Origin of the sequence: Kurthia sibirica, assembly GCF_003143975.1 — a bacterium.
Classification (GTDB): Bacteria; Bacillota; Bacilli; order Bacillales_A; family Planococcaceae; genus Kurthia; species Kurthia sibirica.
Window position 1 is genome coordinate 72,419 of the sequence record NZ_QFVR01000012.1, and the last position, 16,402, is coordinate 88,820.

The 16,402-nt window shown below is 38.2% G+C and carries 16 protein-coding genes and 1 riboswitch; of the genes, 4 read left to right on the top strand and 12 right to left on the bottom strand.

Going from position 1 to position 16,402, the window contains the following annotated elements:
- Positions 1–129: 129 nt before the first annotated feature.
- From DEX24_RS10190 to DEX24_RS10200, 3 genes are all read right to left on the bottom strand, one after another.
- On the bottom strand, positions 130–582 hold the full coding sequence (locus DEX24_RS10190) for a GNAT family N-acetyltransferase (protein ID WP_246131409.1): 453 nt from the start codon (positions 580–582) through the stop codon (positions 130–132).
- Positions 583–724: 142 nt separating this feature from the next.
- Entirely contained in the window at positions 725–3,016 is a 2,292-nt protein-coding gene (metE, locus tag DEX24_RS10195) for a 5-methyltetrahydropteroyltriglutamate--homocysteine S-methyltransferase (RefSeq protein WP_109306331.1), read from the bottom strand.
- Between the two features lie 156 nt (positions 3,017–3,172).
- Positions 3,173–3,308, bottom strand: a riboswitch (cobalamin riboswitch).
- 371 nt (positions 3,309–3,679) lie between these two features.
- Positions 3,680–4,504, bottom strand: a complete 825-nt coding sequence (locus tag DEX24_RS10200; protein WP_109306332.1) for a pirin family protein — start codon at positions 4,502–4,504, stop codon at positions 3,680–3,682.
- 142 nt (positions 4,505–4,646) lie between these two features.
- Between DEX24_RS10200 and DEX24_RS10205 the strand changes: the two genes are divergently transcribed.
- The gene (locus tag DEX24_RS10205) at positions 4,647–5,183 is read left to right on the top strand and encodes a TetR family transcriptional regulator (protein ID WP_109306333.1); all 537 of its coding nucleotides are present in this window, start codon (positions 4,647–4,649) and stop codon (positions 5,181–5,183) included.
- Positions 5,184–5,360: 177 nt separating this feature from the next.
- On the opposite strand, the gene DEX24_RS10210 is transcribed toward DEX24_RS10205, so the two are convergent.
- The 3 genes from DEX24_RS10210 to DEX24_RS10220 all read right to left on the bottom strand — a co-directional run bounded on the left by DEX24_RS10210 (position 5,361) and on the right by DEX24_RS10220 (position 8,681).
- Positions 5,361–6,350 (bottom strand): acrylyl-CoA reductase family protein, encoded by a 990-nt coding sequence (locus DEX24_RS10210; RefSeq protein ID WP_109306334.1) that lies wholly within the window; start codon positions 6,348–6,350, stop codon positions 5,361–5,363.
- 251 nt (positions 6,351–6,601) lie between these two features.
- Entirely contained in the window at positions 6,602–7,579 is a 978-nt protein-coding gene (locus DEX24_RS10215) for a zinc-dependent alcohol dehydrogenase family protein (protein WP_109306335.1), read from the bottom strand.
- A gap of 154 nt (positions 7,580–7,733) precedes the next feature.
- Positions 7,734–8,681, bottom strand: a complete 948-nt coding sequence (locus tag DEX24_RS10220) for a zinc-binding dehydrogenase (RefSeq protein WP_281288183.1) — start codon at positions 8,679–8,681, stop codon at positions 7,734–7,736.
- A 264-nt stretch (positions 8,682–8,945) separates the two neighbouring features.
- Between DEX24_RS10220 and DEX24_RS10225 the strand changes: the two genes are divergently transcribed.
- On the top strand, positions 8,946–10,001 hold the full coding sequence (locus DEX24_RS10225; protein WP_109306336.1) for an ABC transporter ATP-binding protein: 1,056 nt from the start codon (positions 8,946–8,948) through the stop codon (positions 9,999–10,001).
- Between the two features lie 240 nt (positions 10,002–10,241).
- Here the strand turns inward: DEX24_RS10225 and DEX24_RS10235 are convergent, their stop codons facing one another.
- Entirely contained in the window at positions 10,242–11,171 is a 930-nt protein-coding gene (locus DEX24_RS10235) for a helix-turn-helix transcriptional regulator (protein WP_109306338.1), read from the bottom strand.
- A 161-nt stretch (positions 11,172–11,332) separates the two neighbouring features.
- Between DEX24_RS10235 and modA the strand changes: the two genes are divergently transcribed.
- Both modA and modB read left to right on the top strand, forming a co-directional pair.
- The gene (modA, locus tag DEX24_RS10240) at positions 11,333–12,124 is read left to right on the top strand and encodes a molybdate ABC transporter substrate-binding protein (protein WP_246131411.1); all 792 of its coding nucleotides are present in this window, start codon (positions 11,333–11,335) and stop codon (positions 12,122–12,124) included.
- Between the two features lie 3 nt (positions 12,125–12,127).
- A complete protein-coding gene (modB, locus tag DEX24_RS10245; protein ID WP_109306339.1) occupies positions 12,128–12,784 on the top strand; it encodes a molybdate ABC transporter permease subunit in 657 nt (218 codons plus the stop codon).
- Positions 12,785–12,877: 93 nt separating this feature from the next.
- Here the strand turns inward: modB and moaD are convergent, their stop codons facing one another.
- The 5 genes from moaD to DEX24_RS10270 are packed head-to-tail and all read right to left on the bottom strand — an operon-like array spanning position 12,878 to position 16,383.
- On the bottom strand, positions 12,878–13,111 hold the full coding sequence (gene moaD / locus DEX24_RS10250; protein WP_109306340.1) for a molybdopterin converting factor subunit 1: 234 nt from the start codon (positions 13,109–13,111) through the stop codon (positions 12,878–12,880).
- 3 nt (positions 13,112–13,114) lie between these two features.
- The gene (locus DEX24_RS10255) at positions 13,115–13,582 is read right to left on the bottom strand and encodes a molybdenum cofactor biosynthesis protein MoaE (protein ID WP_109306341.1); all 468 of its coding nucleotides are present in this window, start codon (positions 13,580–13,582) and stop codon (positions 13,115–13,117) included.
- The gene (gene mobB / locus DEX24_RS10260) at positions 13,569–14,096 is read right to left on the bottom strand and encodes a molybdopterin-guanine dinucleotide biosynthesis protein B (protein ID WP_109306342.1); all 528 of its coding nucleotides are present in this window, start codon (positions 14,094–14,096) and stop codon (positions 13,569–13,571) included. The genes DEX24_RS10255 and mobB overlap by 14 nt, the downstream gene beginning before the upstream one ends.
- Positions 14,063–15,355 (bottom strand): molybdopterin molybdotransferase MoeA, encoded by a 1,293-nt coding sequence (locus tag DEX24_RS10265; protein WP_109306343.1) that lies wholly within the window; start codon positions 15,353–15,355, stop codon positions 14,063–14,065. Before DEX24_RS10265 ends, mobB begins: the two co-directional genes overlap by 34 nt.
- An 11-nt stretch (positions 15,356–15,366) precedes the next feature.
- Positions 15,367–16,383, bottom strand: a complete 1,017-nt coding sequence (locus DEX24_RS10270; protein WP_109306344.1) for a MoeB/ThiF family adenylyltransferase — start codon at positions 16,381–16,383, stop codon at positions 15,367–15,369.
- Positions 16,384–16,402 lie beyond the last annotated feature (19 nt).

Consider the following 16,402-nt stretch of genomic DNA (forward strand, 5'->3'; position numbering starts at 1 on the left):
AAAGCTTTTTTCACAGCGGAAATAGATTGAAATGAATAATCCCATATGATTTCGAAAAATCATACGGGATTTTCTCTGTTGAAAATACGTTTGTCTCAGACTCTAATTGATGATAACTTGTATGCTATTTTAAATTTTTTTGGTCATTGATATATTTGTCGTTATGTAACCAAGCTTGTTATAGAGTTTGATTGCTCCATTATTGTGTCCAAAGACATGCAATCCAATTTCTTCAATTCCCAACTTCCTTGCTTCTATCTCTAATAATTTCATCGCTTGTTCTCCATACCCCTTACGTTGAAATTCATCGAAAATGATGAAATCATAAATAAAGCTGGCTGTCGTCGAAGATTGATGTAACCAAATCATCCCAACAAGCAACAGATCTTGTTGAATCGAAAATAGATGATGATCCTTTGTATTCTCATCATTCGGCAATAAATTGGCAAATGTCTCTTGTGATAACTGCACTGATTCATTTGCAGTCCAATTACCTGCTAATACTTTTTCTTCTGCAAATTGACTAATTGCTAATGGTAAATAATCAGCAAAAGCTTGTTTTGTCATTGTGATTAATTGCATCATATCCATCACCCTTTACTGTCTATTAGTATACAATATCTATATCAAAATAGCTTGAACACTACAAAACCCGTATGATTTTTTAACATCCTACGGGTTTGAGTTATTTCTCTGTTATTTGCCCCTCATCTAAAACACTCGATTAGTTCACCGTTTTTACTTGTTGTCTTAATTTTTGTGTAGCAGCCACCATATTCTTCAACGCCTCAACCGTTTCATACTGTTGTCGTGTTTTTAAACCACAATCTGGATTGACCCAAAACTGTTTGCGATCGATCACTTGTAAACTATCTGTTAATATAGCAGTGATTTCTTCTATTTTTGGGATACGTGGACTATGGATGTCATAGACGCCTAAACCAATACCTAGTTCATAGTGGTTTTCTTGTAATGAATCGATTAATTCACCATGACTACGCGATGTTTCTAAGGAAATAACATCCGCATCCAATGCCCGAATTGGTCCAATGAAATCATTAAATTCACAATAGCACATATGTGTATGAATTTGTGTCGTTGGTAAGACAGATGATGTAGCTAGTTTAAATGCACGCACTGCCCAATTTAAATAATCATCTTTGTTTTCTTGACGCAAAGGTAAGCCTTCACGTAAAGCCGGTTCATCCACTTGAATGACAACAATACCCGCTTCTTCTAGTGCAGCGATTTCTTGACGTAGCGCTAAGGCAATCTGATTGGCCACTAGCTCGCGTGGAATATCATCGCGCACAAAGGACCAATTCAAAATTGTCACCGGCCCTGTCAACATTCCCTTTACATACTTATTAGTCAAGCTTTGGGCATTTACGATTTCTTTGACAGTCATGGCTTCAGTCCACTCTACATCACCATAGATAATAGGCGGCTTCACACAACGTGAACCATATGATACAACCCATGCTTTATCTGTGAAAGCAAAACCAGTCAATTTTTCGCCAAAATATTCAACCATATCCGTTCTTTCAAATTCACCGTGGACAAAAACATCTAGACCAATTTCTTCTTGAATGTGAATCCAGCGCGCTGTTTCTTTTTTTACAAAATCAGCATATTGCTCATCTGTTATTTCCTTTTTACGCCATTGTGCACGCATTTTTTTCACGTCAGCTGATTGAGGGAAACTTCCGATTGTCGTTGTTGGAAAATCTGGTAATTGTAAAGCTTCTTGTTGCGCTATTTGGCGGTTTTCATACGATGTTTCACGAGAAAATTGTTGTTCTGTTACCGCTTCAATTAATTGTTTAACTTTTTGATTTTGACGTGAAGCATCCGCTGCTAATGCCTCAATTGCGTTCGTACTATGAGATACAGTCTGTTTAGCACCCTCATCAGTTGTTACAAGATGATCGGCAATCTGAATAATTTCTTGGATTTTTTCATCAGCAAATGATAAGGCTTCTTTTAAAACCACTGCAATTTTTTGTTCTGAAGCTGTCGTAACCGGAACATGTTGTAAACTACATGAAGATTGAATCCATGCATTCTCTACACCACTTAACGCCAATACTGTTTTGACATCTGAAGTTACTTGCGCCAAATTTGCTGACCAAATATCACGCCCATTTACACAACCAATCGCTATTAATTTTTCTGTTGGGAAACCAAATTTGCGTATAGCTTCCATATTTTCTTTTTTTCCATGAACAAAATCAAGTCCAATACCTGCAACAGGTAATTTAATAAGTCGATCATAGGCCGTCAATGCTTCAAAATATGTTTCTATAAGCAATTGAGCACCCGTTGTTTCAGCTGCTAATTGTTGATATATTTCTTCGACAAGCTTCACTTCGTCGTCTGCTAACGTTTTTGTTAATGCGGGTTCCTCTAACTGAATCCATGTAGCGCCCGCTGCAGTTAACTCATTGATTACTCGTGCATATAGTGGAATTAACGCTAAAATATATGCCGCTCGTTGTTGTTTGCTATATCCTTTTGTTAATGTTAAAAAAGTATATGGTCCGATTAAAGTTGGCTTCGTAATGACACCCAACTCATTTTTTGCTTCTTCAAAGTACTCAAGTAGGTAGTTATGTTGAAAAGATAGAGCATCCTCTTCATATTCAGGTACAATATAGTGATAATTTGTATTGAACCATTTGGTCATTTCGCATGCTACTACATCTTTTGCACCTCTAGCCATCGCATAATATGTATCTAATGATGGCTGATTTCCCTGTGTATGATAACGTGCCGGCACGAGACCAAACATCACTGATAAATCTAATATGCGATCGTATAATGTAAAATCACCAACCGTCAACAAATCTACGCCTAAAGCTTGCTGACGTTTTAAGTACGCTATGCGCAAATCATGCATTTGCTGTCTAAATTCCTCTTCGCTAATAGCATCTTTCCAAAATGATTCTACGACACGTTTCCACTGACGATTATCTCCAATATACGGATAACCAACGACTGTTTTTACTAAATTCATACAACGTACCCCCATTATATTTTTATAATCCAAAAACAAAAAAGTCGTTTCCTTTAAAGGAAACGACTGGGAGGTTCGTTGAATACAAAAAAGATCATTCAATCTCTTTTTATAGACATTCATCGTACGCATCACCACCTATTTCCACGTAGGTTTTGGCTGTACTAGAAGTTGGCAGGTAATCTGGCTAATCAATCGACTACAATTGATTTACAGTTGCGGGACAGCGTCGGAGTTTCACCGAACTTCCCTTTTAAGCTTTCAAAAAAGCACCATTTCTTATACGTTATTGAATTATTTAATACACTATATCATACATATCGGAGTAATAGGGTATTATTTCTGAATATTCTTTTTGTTCTAATTATTCTAACATAACAAACAAATCGCCTGATCATTATTTTGCTAGTTGATGTCATTTTATTGCCGTATTCTAATTTCTAATCGTCTATTATTTTTATTTTTTGTTCATTTTGATGCTGTCATTTTCGTATAGTTTTTTTAAGAAATTCATTCAATGATCTTTTCATTATGCCATCGGAGCATATTTTACCCCCGCTATTAATCTATATCCATTGAACACATCATTTGCTCACCCTTTCTGTGATTTATAATAGGACAAAAAAACATGCAGCGTATAATCACGCTACATGTTACGGTAAATTAATAAGGTGCACCATCTAAAAATTGACCATTACGATAGTCAGCAAATGCTTCTTTTAATTCTTCATTGGTATTCATAACAAATGGACCTCTTGCAGCAATTGGTTGACGGATTGGCTGCCCTCCAAAATAGGCAATTTTCGCTGGCGTTTTTGCTTCGAAACTAATAGTAGTAGCTTCGTCATTGACAGCAAATGTTGCTGCTTGAAATTTACTAGCGTTTTCTCCACTAATTTTGAGATCACCTTCTAAGACGTAGACATTATTGCTAAAATCAGCTTGTACTGGCAAGTGATAGCTCGCACCTGCTTGTAATGTCACGACCGCAAAAGTGAATGGCGTAAATTGTTTTAGAGGCGAGATCAACTCTCCAACTTTACCAGCATATACTTCTAGTAAACCGCCTTCTATCTTAGCTGTAGGCACATCTTTAAATGCTAAATCTTCGTATTGGCCATCTACTTTTTTATGCTCACTTGATAAATTAACCCATAATTGCATAACACGCGCTTCCTCACCATGATCCGGGTTTTCATTGTGAATAATACCTCGTCCAGCTGTCATTATTTGAAAATCACCTTCTGATAAACGGCCACCTGTCCCCGTTTTACTATCATAATGTGTCAAGCTACCATCAAGCACATACGTCACCGTTTGAATTCCCTTATGGGGATGATCTGCAAATGTATTATGAGCAAATGTATCATCTGCCAAAATAACAAACGGATCATTCGCTTGTAAATCCCTTGTATCTAAAACTAAACGTACTGCACGTCCCTCGCTTTGTTGTAGTGGAATCGTGTGAATTTCATTTGGTTTTAACATGATAATTGGCCCCTTTCATCTAGACAACAGTTGTTGTATAGTTGAAGTATAAACGCTAATGAAGAAAACAACAACGAACAATATGCATCGTTTGTTGCTTAGGCAACACGCTATGTGAATTGTTGTGAAGGAGGTCCACTATATGTCAGAGATTACTGATCCACGAGCCATTCGAACACGAGAATTACTCGATGGTGCATTTAATACATTGATTCGTAAAAAGAGTTTTGAGCAAATTACCGTCAAAGATATTACGGAAAATGCTGGCGTAAATCGTGCAACATTTTACGCGCATTACCTAGATAAATATGAGATGCTCGATACTGTTTTAGGCTCACAATTAAAAATGATTATGCAGACTCACTTTTCTTGTCATCAAGCATTAACTGAAGAAACACTTGAAAAAATGATGCTTGCTATCTTTGATGTCCATAATCAGATGGCTTCTCAATGCCACACAGGCTATCAGTCCATTCACAGACTTGTCGAGGAAACCATCAAGCGTATGATGACAGATTTCATCGCTGCTTTACTGCCTTCTAACAGCTATCAAACAACGACTGCTACAATGATTAGTTGGGCGATGTATGCCGCTTATGCACAATCGCTAGTAGAAAAAAATACGTCCGTAAATGAGCTTGCGAAATTCACTGCACAACAGCTTATTCGATTAATATAACTAGCTTTTTGACATCATTATACAAAATACACCAACAACTGTGATCATGTCGTAAAAAGCTAGACATGATGAGCAATTATCTTCACCCATCATAAAATCACTTCTTGTTGTATGCCATTTGAAGTGTGGTGTCCATAAAAAAGACATCTCCCTTGTTAAGGAGATGCCTTCCCATGTTTATAATTTCACAAGCATTCTTCCACGTGCCTGTCCTTTTAGGAGCATAGGCAACTTTTCTGGTAGTTGCTGTAATGAAATTTCTTCTAAGATAAAATCCTGTAAATTGGTTGGTTTAAAATTGGTTGCGAGTCGTTGCCAAACTTGGCGTCGTTTTTCCATCGGACAAAATACAGAATCAATACCCAGTAAATTCACGCCGCGCAATATAAATGGAAATACACTAGTTGGTAAATTGGTTCCTGCTGTTAAACCACTGCTGGCTACCGATCCACCATACGTAATTTGACTTAATAATGCTGCTAAAGGTTCACCGCCAACCGAATCAACTGCTGCTACCCAGTTTTGTTGTCCTAGTGCACGAATTTTACCATCATATACAGCTTCTCGCGAAATAATAGTTTTAGCCCCTAGTTGCGTTAAATAAGCATGCTCTTGCTCTTTACCTGAACTTGCTTCCACATCATATCCTAATTTTGATAAAATGGAGACAGCGAAGCTACCTACTCCACCAGTAGCACCAGTGACTAATACCTTTCCCTTATGCAGCGTCAAGCCATTTTCTTCTAAACGCATGACAGATAATGCTGCTGTAAAACCCGCTGTTCCAATCGTCATCGCTTCTTTCATCGATAGACCTGCTGGCAACGGTACAATCCATTCAGCAGAAATTCGTGCATATTCACTAAAACCACCAAAATGAGATACGCCGATTGCATAGCTTGTTGCGATTACTTCATCGCCTTCTTTATAACGAGGATCCTCTGATGATACGACAACACCCGCCAAATCAATGCCTGGAACAAATGGATAAGAAGTTACTATATTGCCATTTGGGATAGAAGCAAGGCTATCCTTATAGTTAATAGATGAATAGGCTACCTTAATCAAGACGTCTCCAGCTGGTAAATCAGCCAAAGTTAATTGACGAACCTCAACTACAAAATCATTTGTATCGTCTACAATGAGCGCATTAAATTTTTCTGTCATATGATCATTCTCCTTCTTTTTTTATAATTTGAATAGTACGGGATATTTCATCATTTTTACAAATGATAGCCTTTAAAATTCGAGTAATCGTATTGTTTTCCCTCGCTATTCACTGCGACAATTACAGGAGATCGCGGCGGTGAAAATAGGCTATTCTTTTATCCTATTGCTGCTCTTAATGGTTTACATAGCTAGCAATTCTGTTTTTTTATCCATTGTAAAAAGCGGAAAATAACGTGCCCAAAATACCACTACACTAAAAACACCTTGCCAATCTGGTCTTCTACTGCTGAAATTGCTGTTTTATATTGCTGTAAACTAAATTGCGCACTCGGCTTCATTAGCTCCAACTTTCCGGCCTCTATGAGCTGAATTAATTGTTTGAAGGTCGATTGCCATTGCTCAACAGTTACTTGATGATTCCAATGACGCAAATGAAAAATATTTGCCTCTACATATGCTTTATTGACAATTGCTGACCAATTTACTTGCTCACCCGAAAGTAATCCAATCGTCAAAAATTGGCCATTGGGACGCACAGCAAAAGCTAAGTTATTGCCCTGTCTTCCTCCTATTGAGTCAATAGCGGCATCCGCTCCACAACCATTTGTTAATGCCATGACTGTTTCAAATAATGACATCGTCGTTGTATCAATAACTACCTCCGCTCCAAGACGCAGTAACTCCTCTGTATGATGATTATTTCTTGTCACTGCAATGACGCGAAAACCGTAGATTTTTGATAGTTGAATATAGAGTTTACCAATAGCTGAATTACAGGCATTGACGAGCAAAACGTCTCCCATTTTCAACTGTAGCACTTCCCTACTTGTGACAAAAGCAGTCAATGGATTTATATATAATTGGGCAGCAGTTATATTATCAATACTACTAGGAATCGGGATTGCAAAACGGGCCGGTGAAGTCACATATTGCTGCCATGTGCCTTGCCCAAGAAGCGGTAAGACACGCTGACCAATTAAATGCTTATAATCGCTACTGCCCACTTGTTCTACTATACCAACACCTTCATAACCCGGTATATAGGGCAGATCGATACGATGACTATATGAACCACGAATCGGTATTAGATCAGAAGGATTAATCGGTCGAGCAATCATGCGTACTACTAGTTCATCTTGTTGTGGTGGAGAGATGGAAATGTCCTCTAACTGCAGCACTTTTTCTGGCTGCCCAAATGTTCGGCATATTAATCTTTGTCCTCTCATTTAATTGGCCTCTCTCCTTTTGCTGTCGTTTTATGATCTTGACTAGTATGATACGCAACTGTAGGTTGTAATTCAAATAAATAAACCACTTTTTATTTAGTAAAAACCATATACCAAAAGCGATTAAATGCTTTTGGTATATGGTTTCAAATACTTACTTGGGACTAACTATTATTTTCGCCTGACTTTTATCTACTAAAAGTAGTTCCAAGCCTTGTTCCACTAAATGAGCCAAAGTAATTTTCTTGGTAATTACTTTTTTAACATCCAATCTCCCAGATGCAATTAAGTCAATTACTTGTGGAAATTCATTGGCATAGGCACAGCTAAAATTCAATGTTGTTTCTTTAATTAATGGCATGATAGCATTCATCGTTACATCAATTGGAATGACCGCTACAACCGTTACTGTACCACCTGCATCGATAGCATTCATCGCACTCGTAAATGTTGGTTGTGCGCCCGCAGCTTCAAAAGCAATATCCACTCCACTACCTGTTATACGCATTATTTTTTCAACCGCATTTTCTTCTAACGGGTTAATCGTATATGTTGCACCAAGCTCTCGCGCCTTCTCAAGTCGCTCTTTAGAGAGATCGACGACAAATGTCGTTGTAGCACCAGCAGCCTGTGCCGCTAACAATGTTAATAAACCAATTGGTCCTGCACCAAAAACAGCTACAGTTTGCCCTACTTTCAAGCCACTTTTACGCACTGCATGGAAAGCTACTGCAGTTGGTTCGACTAATGCGGCTTCTTCCAACGACATATTATCTGGAATTTTATGCATTCTTGATGCTTCCGTCACCGCAAATTCTGCGAAACCTCCATCTTTAGCAAGACCGAGAAATGCTCCTTGAGATACTGTACATAAATTATAGCTACCTTTTCTACAATGAATGCATTTACCACAATATAAAATAGGTTCTATCGTTACGCGATCTCCCACCATCACATTTGTCACATCTTCACCAATTTCCACGACAGTGCCTGCAAATTCATGGCCCAATACCAAAGGTGCTTGATCGCCTGTAAAAGCATGAGCTGCTTCGATAGGAATACCTGCACCATGATGATATGCATGTAAATCAGAGCCGCAAATACCTGTCTATTCCACTGCGACTTTTGCTAAACCCGTTGTTACTTGTGCTACCTCTACCTCTTCAATTCGAACATCTTTGGCATTGTATATTAACGCTGCTTTCATCTATTCATCCCCTTTTGAATTAGAAAAAATTGTCACAATACTACTACTTTAGTATAGTCACATTATGCGTAACACTCAACGGAAAAGTACGATATATTGCTACATCAATACATACTATATGTTAGAATGACAATGATTCTAGAAAATGAGGTGATAAGCTTGGGCTTCTTACAATTAAATGCCATACACAAATCCTTTCATCGTGAAGCAAAGGTATTACATAATATCAGCTTAACGATAGAAGAAGGTGAATTTTTTGTTCTTGTCGGTCCTTCCGGTTCTGGAAAAAGCACCTTACTCAAAATAATAGCTGGTTTAGAAAAAATGGATGGTGGGCAAATTCTTTTGAATGGTGAGCGTATGGATACACGTTCACCAAGAGAAAGAAATCTCTCAATGGTTTTTCAAAATTATGCACTCTATCCTCACCTAACCGTAGAAGATAATATTCTTTTTGGTCTAAAATGCAAGGGACTCGATCAAGAGCAACAGCAAAAACGACTGCAAGAATGTATCACACTACTTGGGCTTGCACCTTATAGTAAACGAAAACCAAAAGAGCTCTCAGGAGGACAACGGCAGCGTGTAGCCTTAGCTAGATCAATCGTCAGTCATGCCCCTCTTTGCTTAATGGATGAACCTTTATCCAATCTTGACGCTAAGTTACGTGCGCAAATGCGTATAGAAATCAAACAATTACAACAGACTTTGGGATTAACAACAATCTATGTCACTCATGATCAAACAGAGGCAATGACTATGGGCGATCGTATCATGGTATTACATCAAGGTGACATTCAACAGATTGGTACACCACTTGAATTGTATAATCAACCAACCAATCTTTTTGTCGCACAGTTCATCGGTTCGCCTACCATTAATAGCGCGCATGCTATTTTGAATGACCATACATTAATTATTGCAGGCTGTTATTCACTAACGGTGACTGAACAGCAATATGCTGCATTGCCTCAAGATACAGCACTGATCATCGGTATTCGTCCGGAACAACTAACAATTGGTTGTGACTTTGAATTACCTATTGTTGCGCTGGAACAGCTTGGTCATGAAACGCATATTACGTTACAAATGAAAGAGCAAAGTTGGACGCTTACTTTACAAGGTCAACATCATTATCAGGTTGGTGAGTCCTTATCCCTCACAGCTACAACTATTCTTTTTTTTGATGCTCATACAACAAACTTCATTCGATAAAAAAGAGCCTGGGACAGAACAAAAATAGTATGTCTCCCATACGAATCATCAAATCAATGGAACGCACAGAAAACGACGCCTGCGGGAATAGCATGAGCTGAAAACTCCACAGGAACGTAATGATGAGGCGTTGGAAGCCATGTCCGCAGCAGAAATGGATTGAAATGAATAATCCCGTATGATTTCGAAAAATCATACGGGATTTTCTCTGTTGAAAACACGTTTGTCTCAGGCTCTTTTTTATAAGGTTTCATAGATTACCTCACCCATCTGACTAATATTATAGCCTCCAAGTGCCTTCACTTCTTCTTGAAATAATCGTGACGTTAAGATCGATTTGACCTTATTTATTAATACTTCGTTAGCTGCTGTTTTAAACAAGACAATATCATAACGTTCTTCAACAAGTGGTATAAAATCAACATTGACGAGTTTAGCCGTTTGCTCGATTCCTACAGCAATTTGAGCATAGCCGCGCGCTACTATAGATGCTACGTCTAAATGACTCCTCTCTTCATCCTCATACCCCATAATAGTCGTACGAGGAATTTGATGAATACGCAGTTTTTCATCCAGTAAAGCGCGTGCACCCGAACCCTTTTCTCGGTTGATTATACGTAAATGAGGTCGAGTAATGTCTTCAAATTTTTCAATGCCGAGAGGGTTACCTTTTTCAACATAAAAACCAGCACGTCGTGTTAATAAATTGATTAGAATATATGGATGACTAACGAATATTTTTTTCAAATAGGAAGTATTGTATTCACCCGTATCTCCATCGTACATATGCATACTCGCAATATCGCAGTCACCATTATACATCGCTAACACACCATTATAACTACCTTCATGTGAACGTAATATTTTAGCTTCCGTCTCTTTTTCAAGATATTTACCTAAAACATCTAAAACGACGTCTTGCCCGCTAATAATTAGTTTTGAAGGGGCAGGTGAAGGAAGTATTTTCGATGTTTCTATACTTATTTTTTCATGACTGCCTGTTTTATTGCGGTTAATATACGCATGTAAATCCTCTTCATTTACACGCATTTGACGTCCTACCCTAAAAACAGCTAATTCCTTTTTTTTCACTAAATCATATATAGTAAGTTTTGACACTTTTAATCGCTGCGCAACCTCTTCAATCGTATATGAATAATCCTGTGGCATGTCTAACTCTCCTCCCATGCTGCTCTTTATAATTCTACCGTATTTATAAAAAATATGGCAAAAAGAAATCTTTTTTATATTTTTTCTTTCCTTTTTTGTTATAACTAATTATAATTGGTTATGTCTTGTTATAACGAGCTATAAAAGGAGTTCGAATTTCATTGAAAAAGATTTATAGTTTATTAGGAATGAGCTTCTTATTTATGATGATCCTTACAGGATGTACAAGTAATGATGCTTCGAAAGAATCTTCAAAAAAGCACACGACTGAATTAACGATTTCAGCAGCTGCAAGCTTGCAGGATTCTTTAGTGGACCTTCAAACGATTTATAAAAAGGAACACGCAGATGTTACATTACAATTCAATTTCGGCGGGTCAGGTGCATTACAACAACAGATTTCACAGGGTGCACCAGTAGATTTATTTTTCTCTGCTGCTCAAAATCAGTTCGACGCCCTAATCAAAGATGAGTTGATTGAAAAAAAACATGGCATTGATCTTTTATCAAATGAGCTTGTATTAGTCGTTCCAAAAGACAATGAAAAAAAAATACATGCATTTAAAGATGTAACAAAAGCTTCAAAAATTGCACTTGGCACACCTGAAGTAGTACCAGCAGGTCAATATGGTCTTGAAACATTAAAAAAATTGAAGTTATGGACCACGCTTGAAGCAAAAACTGTCTACGCTAAAGACGTTCGACAAGTTTTAACATATGTTGAAACAGGTAATGTTGATGCAGGAATTGTTTATAAAACAGATGCCCTAACAACCAACAAAGCGACGATTATAGCTACAGCAAAAAGTGAGTGGCACACGCCTATTATTTATCCAGTAGGCATTATTAAAGATAGTAAGCATATGGAAGAAGCGCAAGCATTTTATGCGTTTTTACAGAGTGAAAAAGCGATGAAAGTATTTGAAAAATACGGTTTTAAAGGAGCAAATTAATCTATGAGTACCGAATTTTGGACTCCTCTTAAACTATCGATCGAAACCGCATTTGTAGCAGGAATCATCGTCTTAGTTGTCGGCATTCTATTAGGCAAATGGATGGCAAAAAGACAGTTCAAAGGGAAGCTTTTATTCGAAACAGTACTTTTATTACCGCTCGTATTACCGCCCACTGTCGTAGGATTTTTACTCATTATACTCTTTGGGAAAAACAGCTTTGCTGGCGATTTCATCGTGTGGTTATTCCATGCCCCCATCATGTTCACATGGTGGGCAGCTGTTATCGCATCGATTGTTGTCGCCTTCCCACTTATGTATCAATCAACCAAAACAGGGTTCGAAGGTGTTGATGAAGATATCGAAAACGCTGCGCGCATTGACGGCGCAAAAGAGTGGCAGGTCTTTTTCTTCATCTCCATTCCCCTAGCATCAAAAGCGATTATATCCGGTGCCATTTTGAGCTTCACCCGTGCACTTGGTGAATTCGGTGCAACGCTCATGTTTGCAGGAAATTTACCAGGGAAAACACAAACTGCGCCCCTCGCTATTTACATGGCTATTGACTCCGGTAATATGACGCTCGCTTGGTCGTTGGTCATTAGTATGATTGCCATTTCCTTCATTATGTTATTACTCGTCCATCTTATAAAAATGTGACAAGAAAAAGTTACCTGTCCAAAAACAAGCAATCATCTAAATTTGAGATAAAACAAAAAAACTCCTGTCTATTTGGCAGGAGTTTTAATACTATTAACCACCGCTAATAGGTGGAATGAAGGCAATCGTATCTCCTTCTTTAACAATTGTATCATCGGTTGCAAATTCCTCATTGACTGCAGACATGACCTGCGCTAATGACATCAATGGATATTCTATCATCAACCACTTTTTCACATCAGCCACACATTGATTTGCAAGTGGTGCAGATAATTTTTGTTTCCCCATCACTTCTTGAAGATGAGCGAAAAAGAAAATTTCAATCATTGCTTATTCCTCCTCTCTCTTTGGTTTACCTTGTGGATAGGGAATATTCTCCAACTGATCGCCAATCCAAGCAGTTCCATCTTCCCAATATTCCTTTTTCCAAATAGGAACAATTTGTTTAATTCTTTCAATAGCAAACTCATTTGCTTCATAGGCTACTTTTCGATGTGGCGAAGAAACAGCGATCACCACCGCAATATCTGAAATGGCCAGATGACCAACGCGATGTGTAATAGCTAGTAAAACATCCGGCCATTTCACGAGAATTTCTTGTTCAATCTGTTCGAACATTTTCACTGCCATTGGTGCATAGGCTTCATATTGTAAGGATAATGTTTTTTTGCTCTTTGTCATTTCGCGTACCGTACCGATAAATAACGTGAGCGCACCGGCATTACGACTCATCACTTTTTGACGCATTTGCTCTACATCAATTGCCTCATCGACAATTTCAAATTTATTGTGCTGCATGATTCTGCCCCATTTCCTTACGTAAAAACGCCATATATTGTTGTGAATCATCGATTGAAAAAGCGGGGAATTGCGTACAAGCTGGTCCAGTGTAGGTTGGCCAATACAAAACACATATAATATTTTCTAAACTCTTTAATAAAGAGAAATCTTCCTCTAATTGTAAAATTACAATTTTAGGGAATTTTTCTTTTTTATATCCCTCTACTAAGACAAGATCGATATCAAAATTTTCATAAATAGCTAATATAGTAGCAAGCGACCATTCCTGCTGGTGAATACTCATCCTTAGCATACCGTCGCCCTCAACCGCTGTGATTATCGCACCCGCTTTTTCATGACGCGCACTATCCTTTGATTGATCATTATTTGGCATCCCACCATGCCCATGATGTTTGATTGCTGCGACGCGATAGCCGTCTTTTTCAGCTTGTATAATTAACTGCTCCATCAATGTCGTTTTACCGCTATTTTGATAACCTACAACTTGGAGTACTTTGTGATATTGTCCCATGGCCACTCACTTCCTTGTAAATCATCTAGTAATAATACATCAACTAACATCTCTTTTTCGTAACCTCTTGAACCACCTGGTAAAACAATGAAAGCATCTGCTGTTGCCAAAGAAGATACAGCACTCGATTTATTAAAACCGGATGGCGTCGCAATAAGTTGACCATTAGCAAAATGAATAGTCGCACGTACGAAGCGCGTAAATGGATTAGCTTTCGTAAAATCTTCACCTAGTAGCGCTTTTTCTTTTCGTAAATGTGGCTTTGCACTGCCCAATATACGACGAATAATTGGTTTTACAAATAATTCAAATCCTACATAACAAGCTGATGGATTACCCGATAATCCAAATAATAGTTGACCATTTAGTGCTGCAACCGTCGTTACGCTGCCAGGTCTCATCGCCACTTTATTGAATAATACTTCCGCTTCAAGCGCTGCATAAATTGCTGGTAGGTGGTCGAAATCTCCAACAGATACGCCCCCTGTTGTAATCAGTAAATCTACTTCTGACAATGCTTCCTTTACCACATCGATACAAACAGCTAAATCATCACTAAATTTACCAAAATATTTTACCGTAGCACCTGCACGTTCGATTTGTGCCATTGTCATATAGGCATTACTATTGCGAATTTTCCCTGGAACTAGGGCTTCATTAGGTTCTAACAATTCACTTCCTGTCGCGATGATGCCGACGATTGGCTTACGAAATACCGGTACCTCTGCATAACCAAATGTGGCAAGTAAAGCGACTATTCCTGGGTTAATAGACTGCCCCTTCTCAATAAGTATGTCACCTTTTTTTACATCTTCACCTTGATAGGATATATTCGTTCCGGTTGTATATGGTCGTTTAATAGACATGAATGCTTGTCCATCAACTTCTTCATTCATCGTCAATTCCAACATAACTACTGCATCACAGCCCAATGGAATTGGGGCACCTGTCATAATTCGCACCGCTTCAAATGCTTGGACTCTTTCTTCAAAGACAAAACCTGCACCAATTGTACCAACAACTTTAAATCGCACAGCCTGTTCGGCACTTGCTGACTGACTATCCATCGCACGAATGGCAAAACCATCGTATGGAGAACGATTAAATGGTGGAACATCTTGATCTGCTGCGATATCCTGTGCTAAAAACCTTGTATAAGCTGATTCTAAACTAACATATTCTTCCGGTCCTTCACTAGCATAATTCATAATATGTTGCACTGCCTGTGAAACAGCCAGAGGGATTCTTTTTTCTACCATATTCAACACTCCTATCCTAATAACTGATAATAGATTTTTTTTGCTTGTTGCTCGTCTCGTATACCATGTATAACAACACGTCCATCTTGGAAAAGAACAAAACGGTACTCCGGCACTTCATAAGACAATAAATAAGCATTACTTTGAACATGACCATGTTGCTGAAGCTGTTGGACCAATTCAGAAAAATTGTACTGAATTGCTTTCGGTGGTCTAATTTGCACAGCATCTCTACCGCATAATACATCAAGTTTTGTTTGGTTTTCGTATGCTAAATAAGGATGTATCGCCTGCTCACCGCAGCATGGGCACTGCATTTTTCGCATCTTTCCAACATCGATGTCCATATTCTGATTTTGCCAAACATCAAAAGTTTTATATTTCCGATTTACAGCTTCTTTATTATTCGTTACTAATTTCAAGGCTTCTGCTACTTGGTAAGCTGCAACAATTTGAACAGCTGGACTAATAATGCCCGCTGTATCGCAAGTTAACGTTGAAGTTGGTATAACATCAAGTAAGCAATGGAAACAAGGTGTCTCTCCGGGAATAATTGTATACACTGCACCATAACTACTCACACATGAACCATACACCCATGGGATTTTATATTTTGTACTTATATCGTTGATGATAAAACGAATATCAAAATTATCCGTAGCATCAATCATAACATCCACTGTCTCTAGAAGTAGTAGCAACTCGGGGCTCGATGCATCTAAAATATGAGCATCAATTATTACTTGTGAGTTAATAGCTTGTAGACGTGCTTTTGCTGCAATCACTTTTGGTAGTTTTTCATGTGCATCTGCTTCTGTATAGAGTTGTTGCCTCTGTAAATTACTCCACTCTACATAATCGCGATCAACAATTGTTAATCGACCGATACCTGCTCTTACTAGTGCTTCTGCGCTAGCACTGCCTAGCGCGCCAACACCAATAATGAGGACATGTTTTTGTTGCAATAATTGTTGTCCATTCATGCCAATTGGACGAAATAGTTGCTGTCTCGAATAACGATCCTCCATTGATGTTCTCCACCCTTCT

Excerpts from the sequence above, each read along its gene's own strand:
- DEX24_RS10215 (WP_109306335.1), bottom strand. The coding sequence starts at position 7,579 with ATGAGAGGACAAAGATTAATATGCCGAACATTTGGGCAGCCAGAAAAA.
- DEX24_RS10235 (WP_109306338.1), bottom strand. The coding sequence starts at position 11,171 with ATGCCACAGGATTATTCATATACGATTGAAGAGGTTGCGCAGCGATTA.
- metE (WP_109306331.1), bottom strand. The coding sequence starts at position 3,016 with ATGAATTTAGTAAAAACAGTCGTTGGTTATCCGTATATTGGAGATAAT.
- DEX24_RS10265 (WP_109306343.1), bottom strand. The coding sequence starts at position 15,355 with ATGGTAGAAAAAAGAATCCCTCTGGCTGTTTCACAGGCAGTGCAACAT.
- DEX24_RS10190 (WP_246131409.1), bottom strand. The coding sequence starts at position 582 with ATGCAATTAATCACAATGACAAAACAAGCTTTTGCTGATTATTTACCA.
- DEX24_RS10270 (WP_109306344.1), bottom strand. The coding sequence starts at position 16,383 with ATGGAGGATCGTTATTCGAGACAGCAACTATTTCGTCCAATTGGCATG.
- modB (WP_109306339.1), top strand. The coding sequence starts at position 12,128 with ATGAGTACCGAATTTTGGACTCCTCTTAAACTATCGATCGAAACCGCA.
- DEX24_RS10210 (WP_109306334.1), bottom strand. The coding sequence starts at position 6,350 with ATGACAGAAAAATTTAATGCGCTCATTGTAGACGATACAAATGATTTT.
- mobB (WP_109306342.1), bottom strand. The coding sequence starts at position 14,096 with ATGGGACAATATCACAAAGTACTCCAAGTTGTAGGTTATCAAAATAGC.
- moaD (WP_109306340.1), bottom strand. The coding sequence starts at position 13,111 with ATGATTGAAATTTTCTTTTTCGCTCATCTTCAAGAAGTGATGGGGAAA.
- DEX24_RS10255 (WP_109306341.1), bottom strand. The coding sequence starts at position 13,582 with ATGCAGCACAATAAATTTGAAATTGTCGATGAGGCAATTGATGTAGAG.
- DEX24_RS10200 (WP_109306332.1), bottom strand. The coding sequence starts at position 4,504 with ATGTTAAAACCAAATGAAATTCACACGATTCCACTACAACAAAGCGAG.
- DEX24_RS10205 (WP_109306333.1), top strand. The coding sequence starts at position 4,647 with ATGTCAGAGATTACTGATCCACGAGCCATTCGAACACGAGAATTACTC.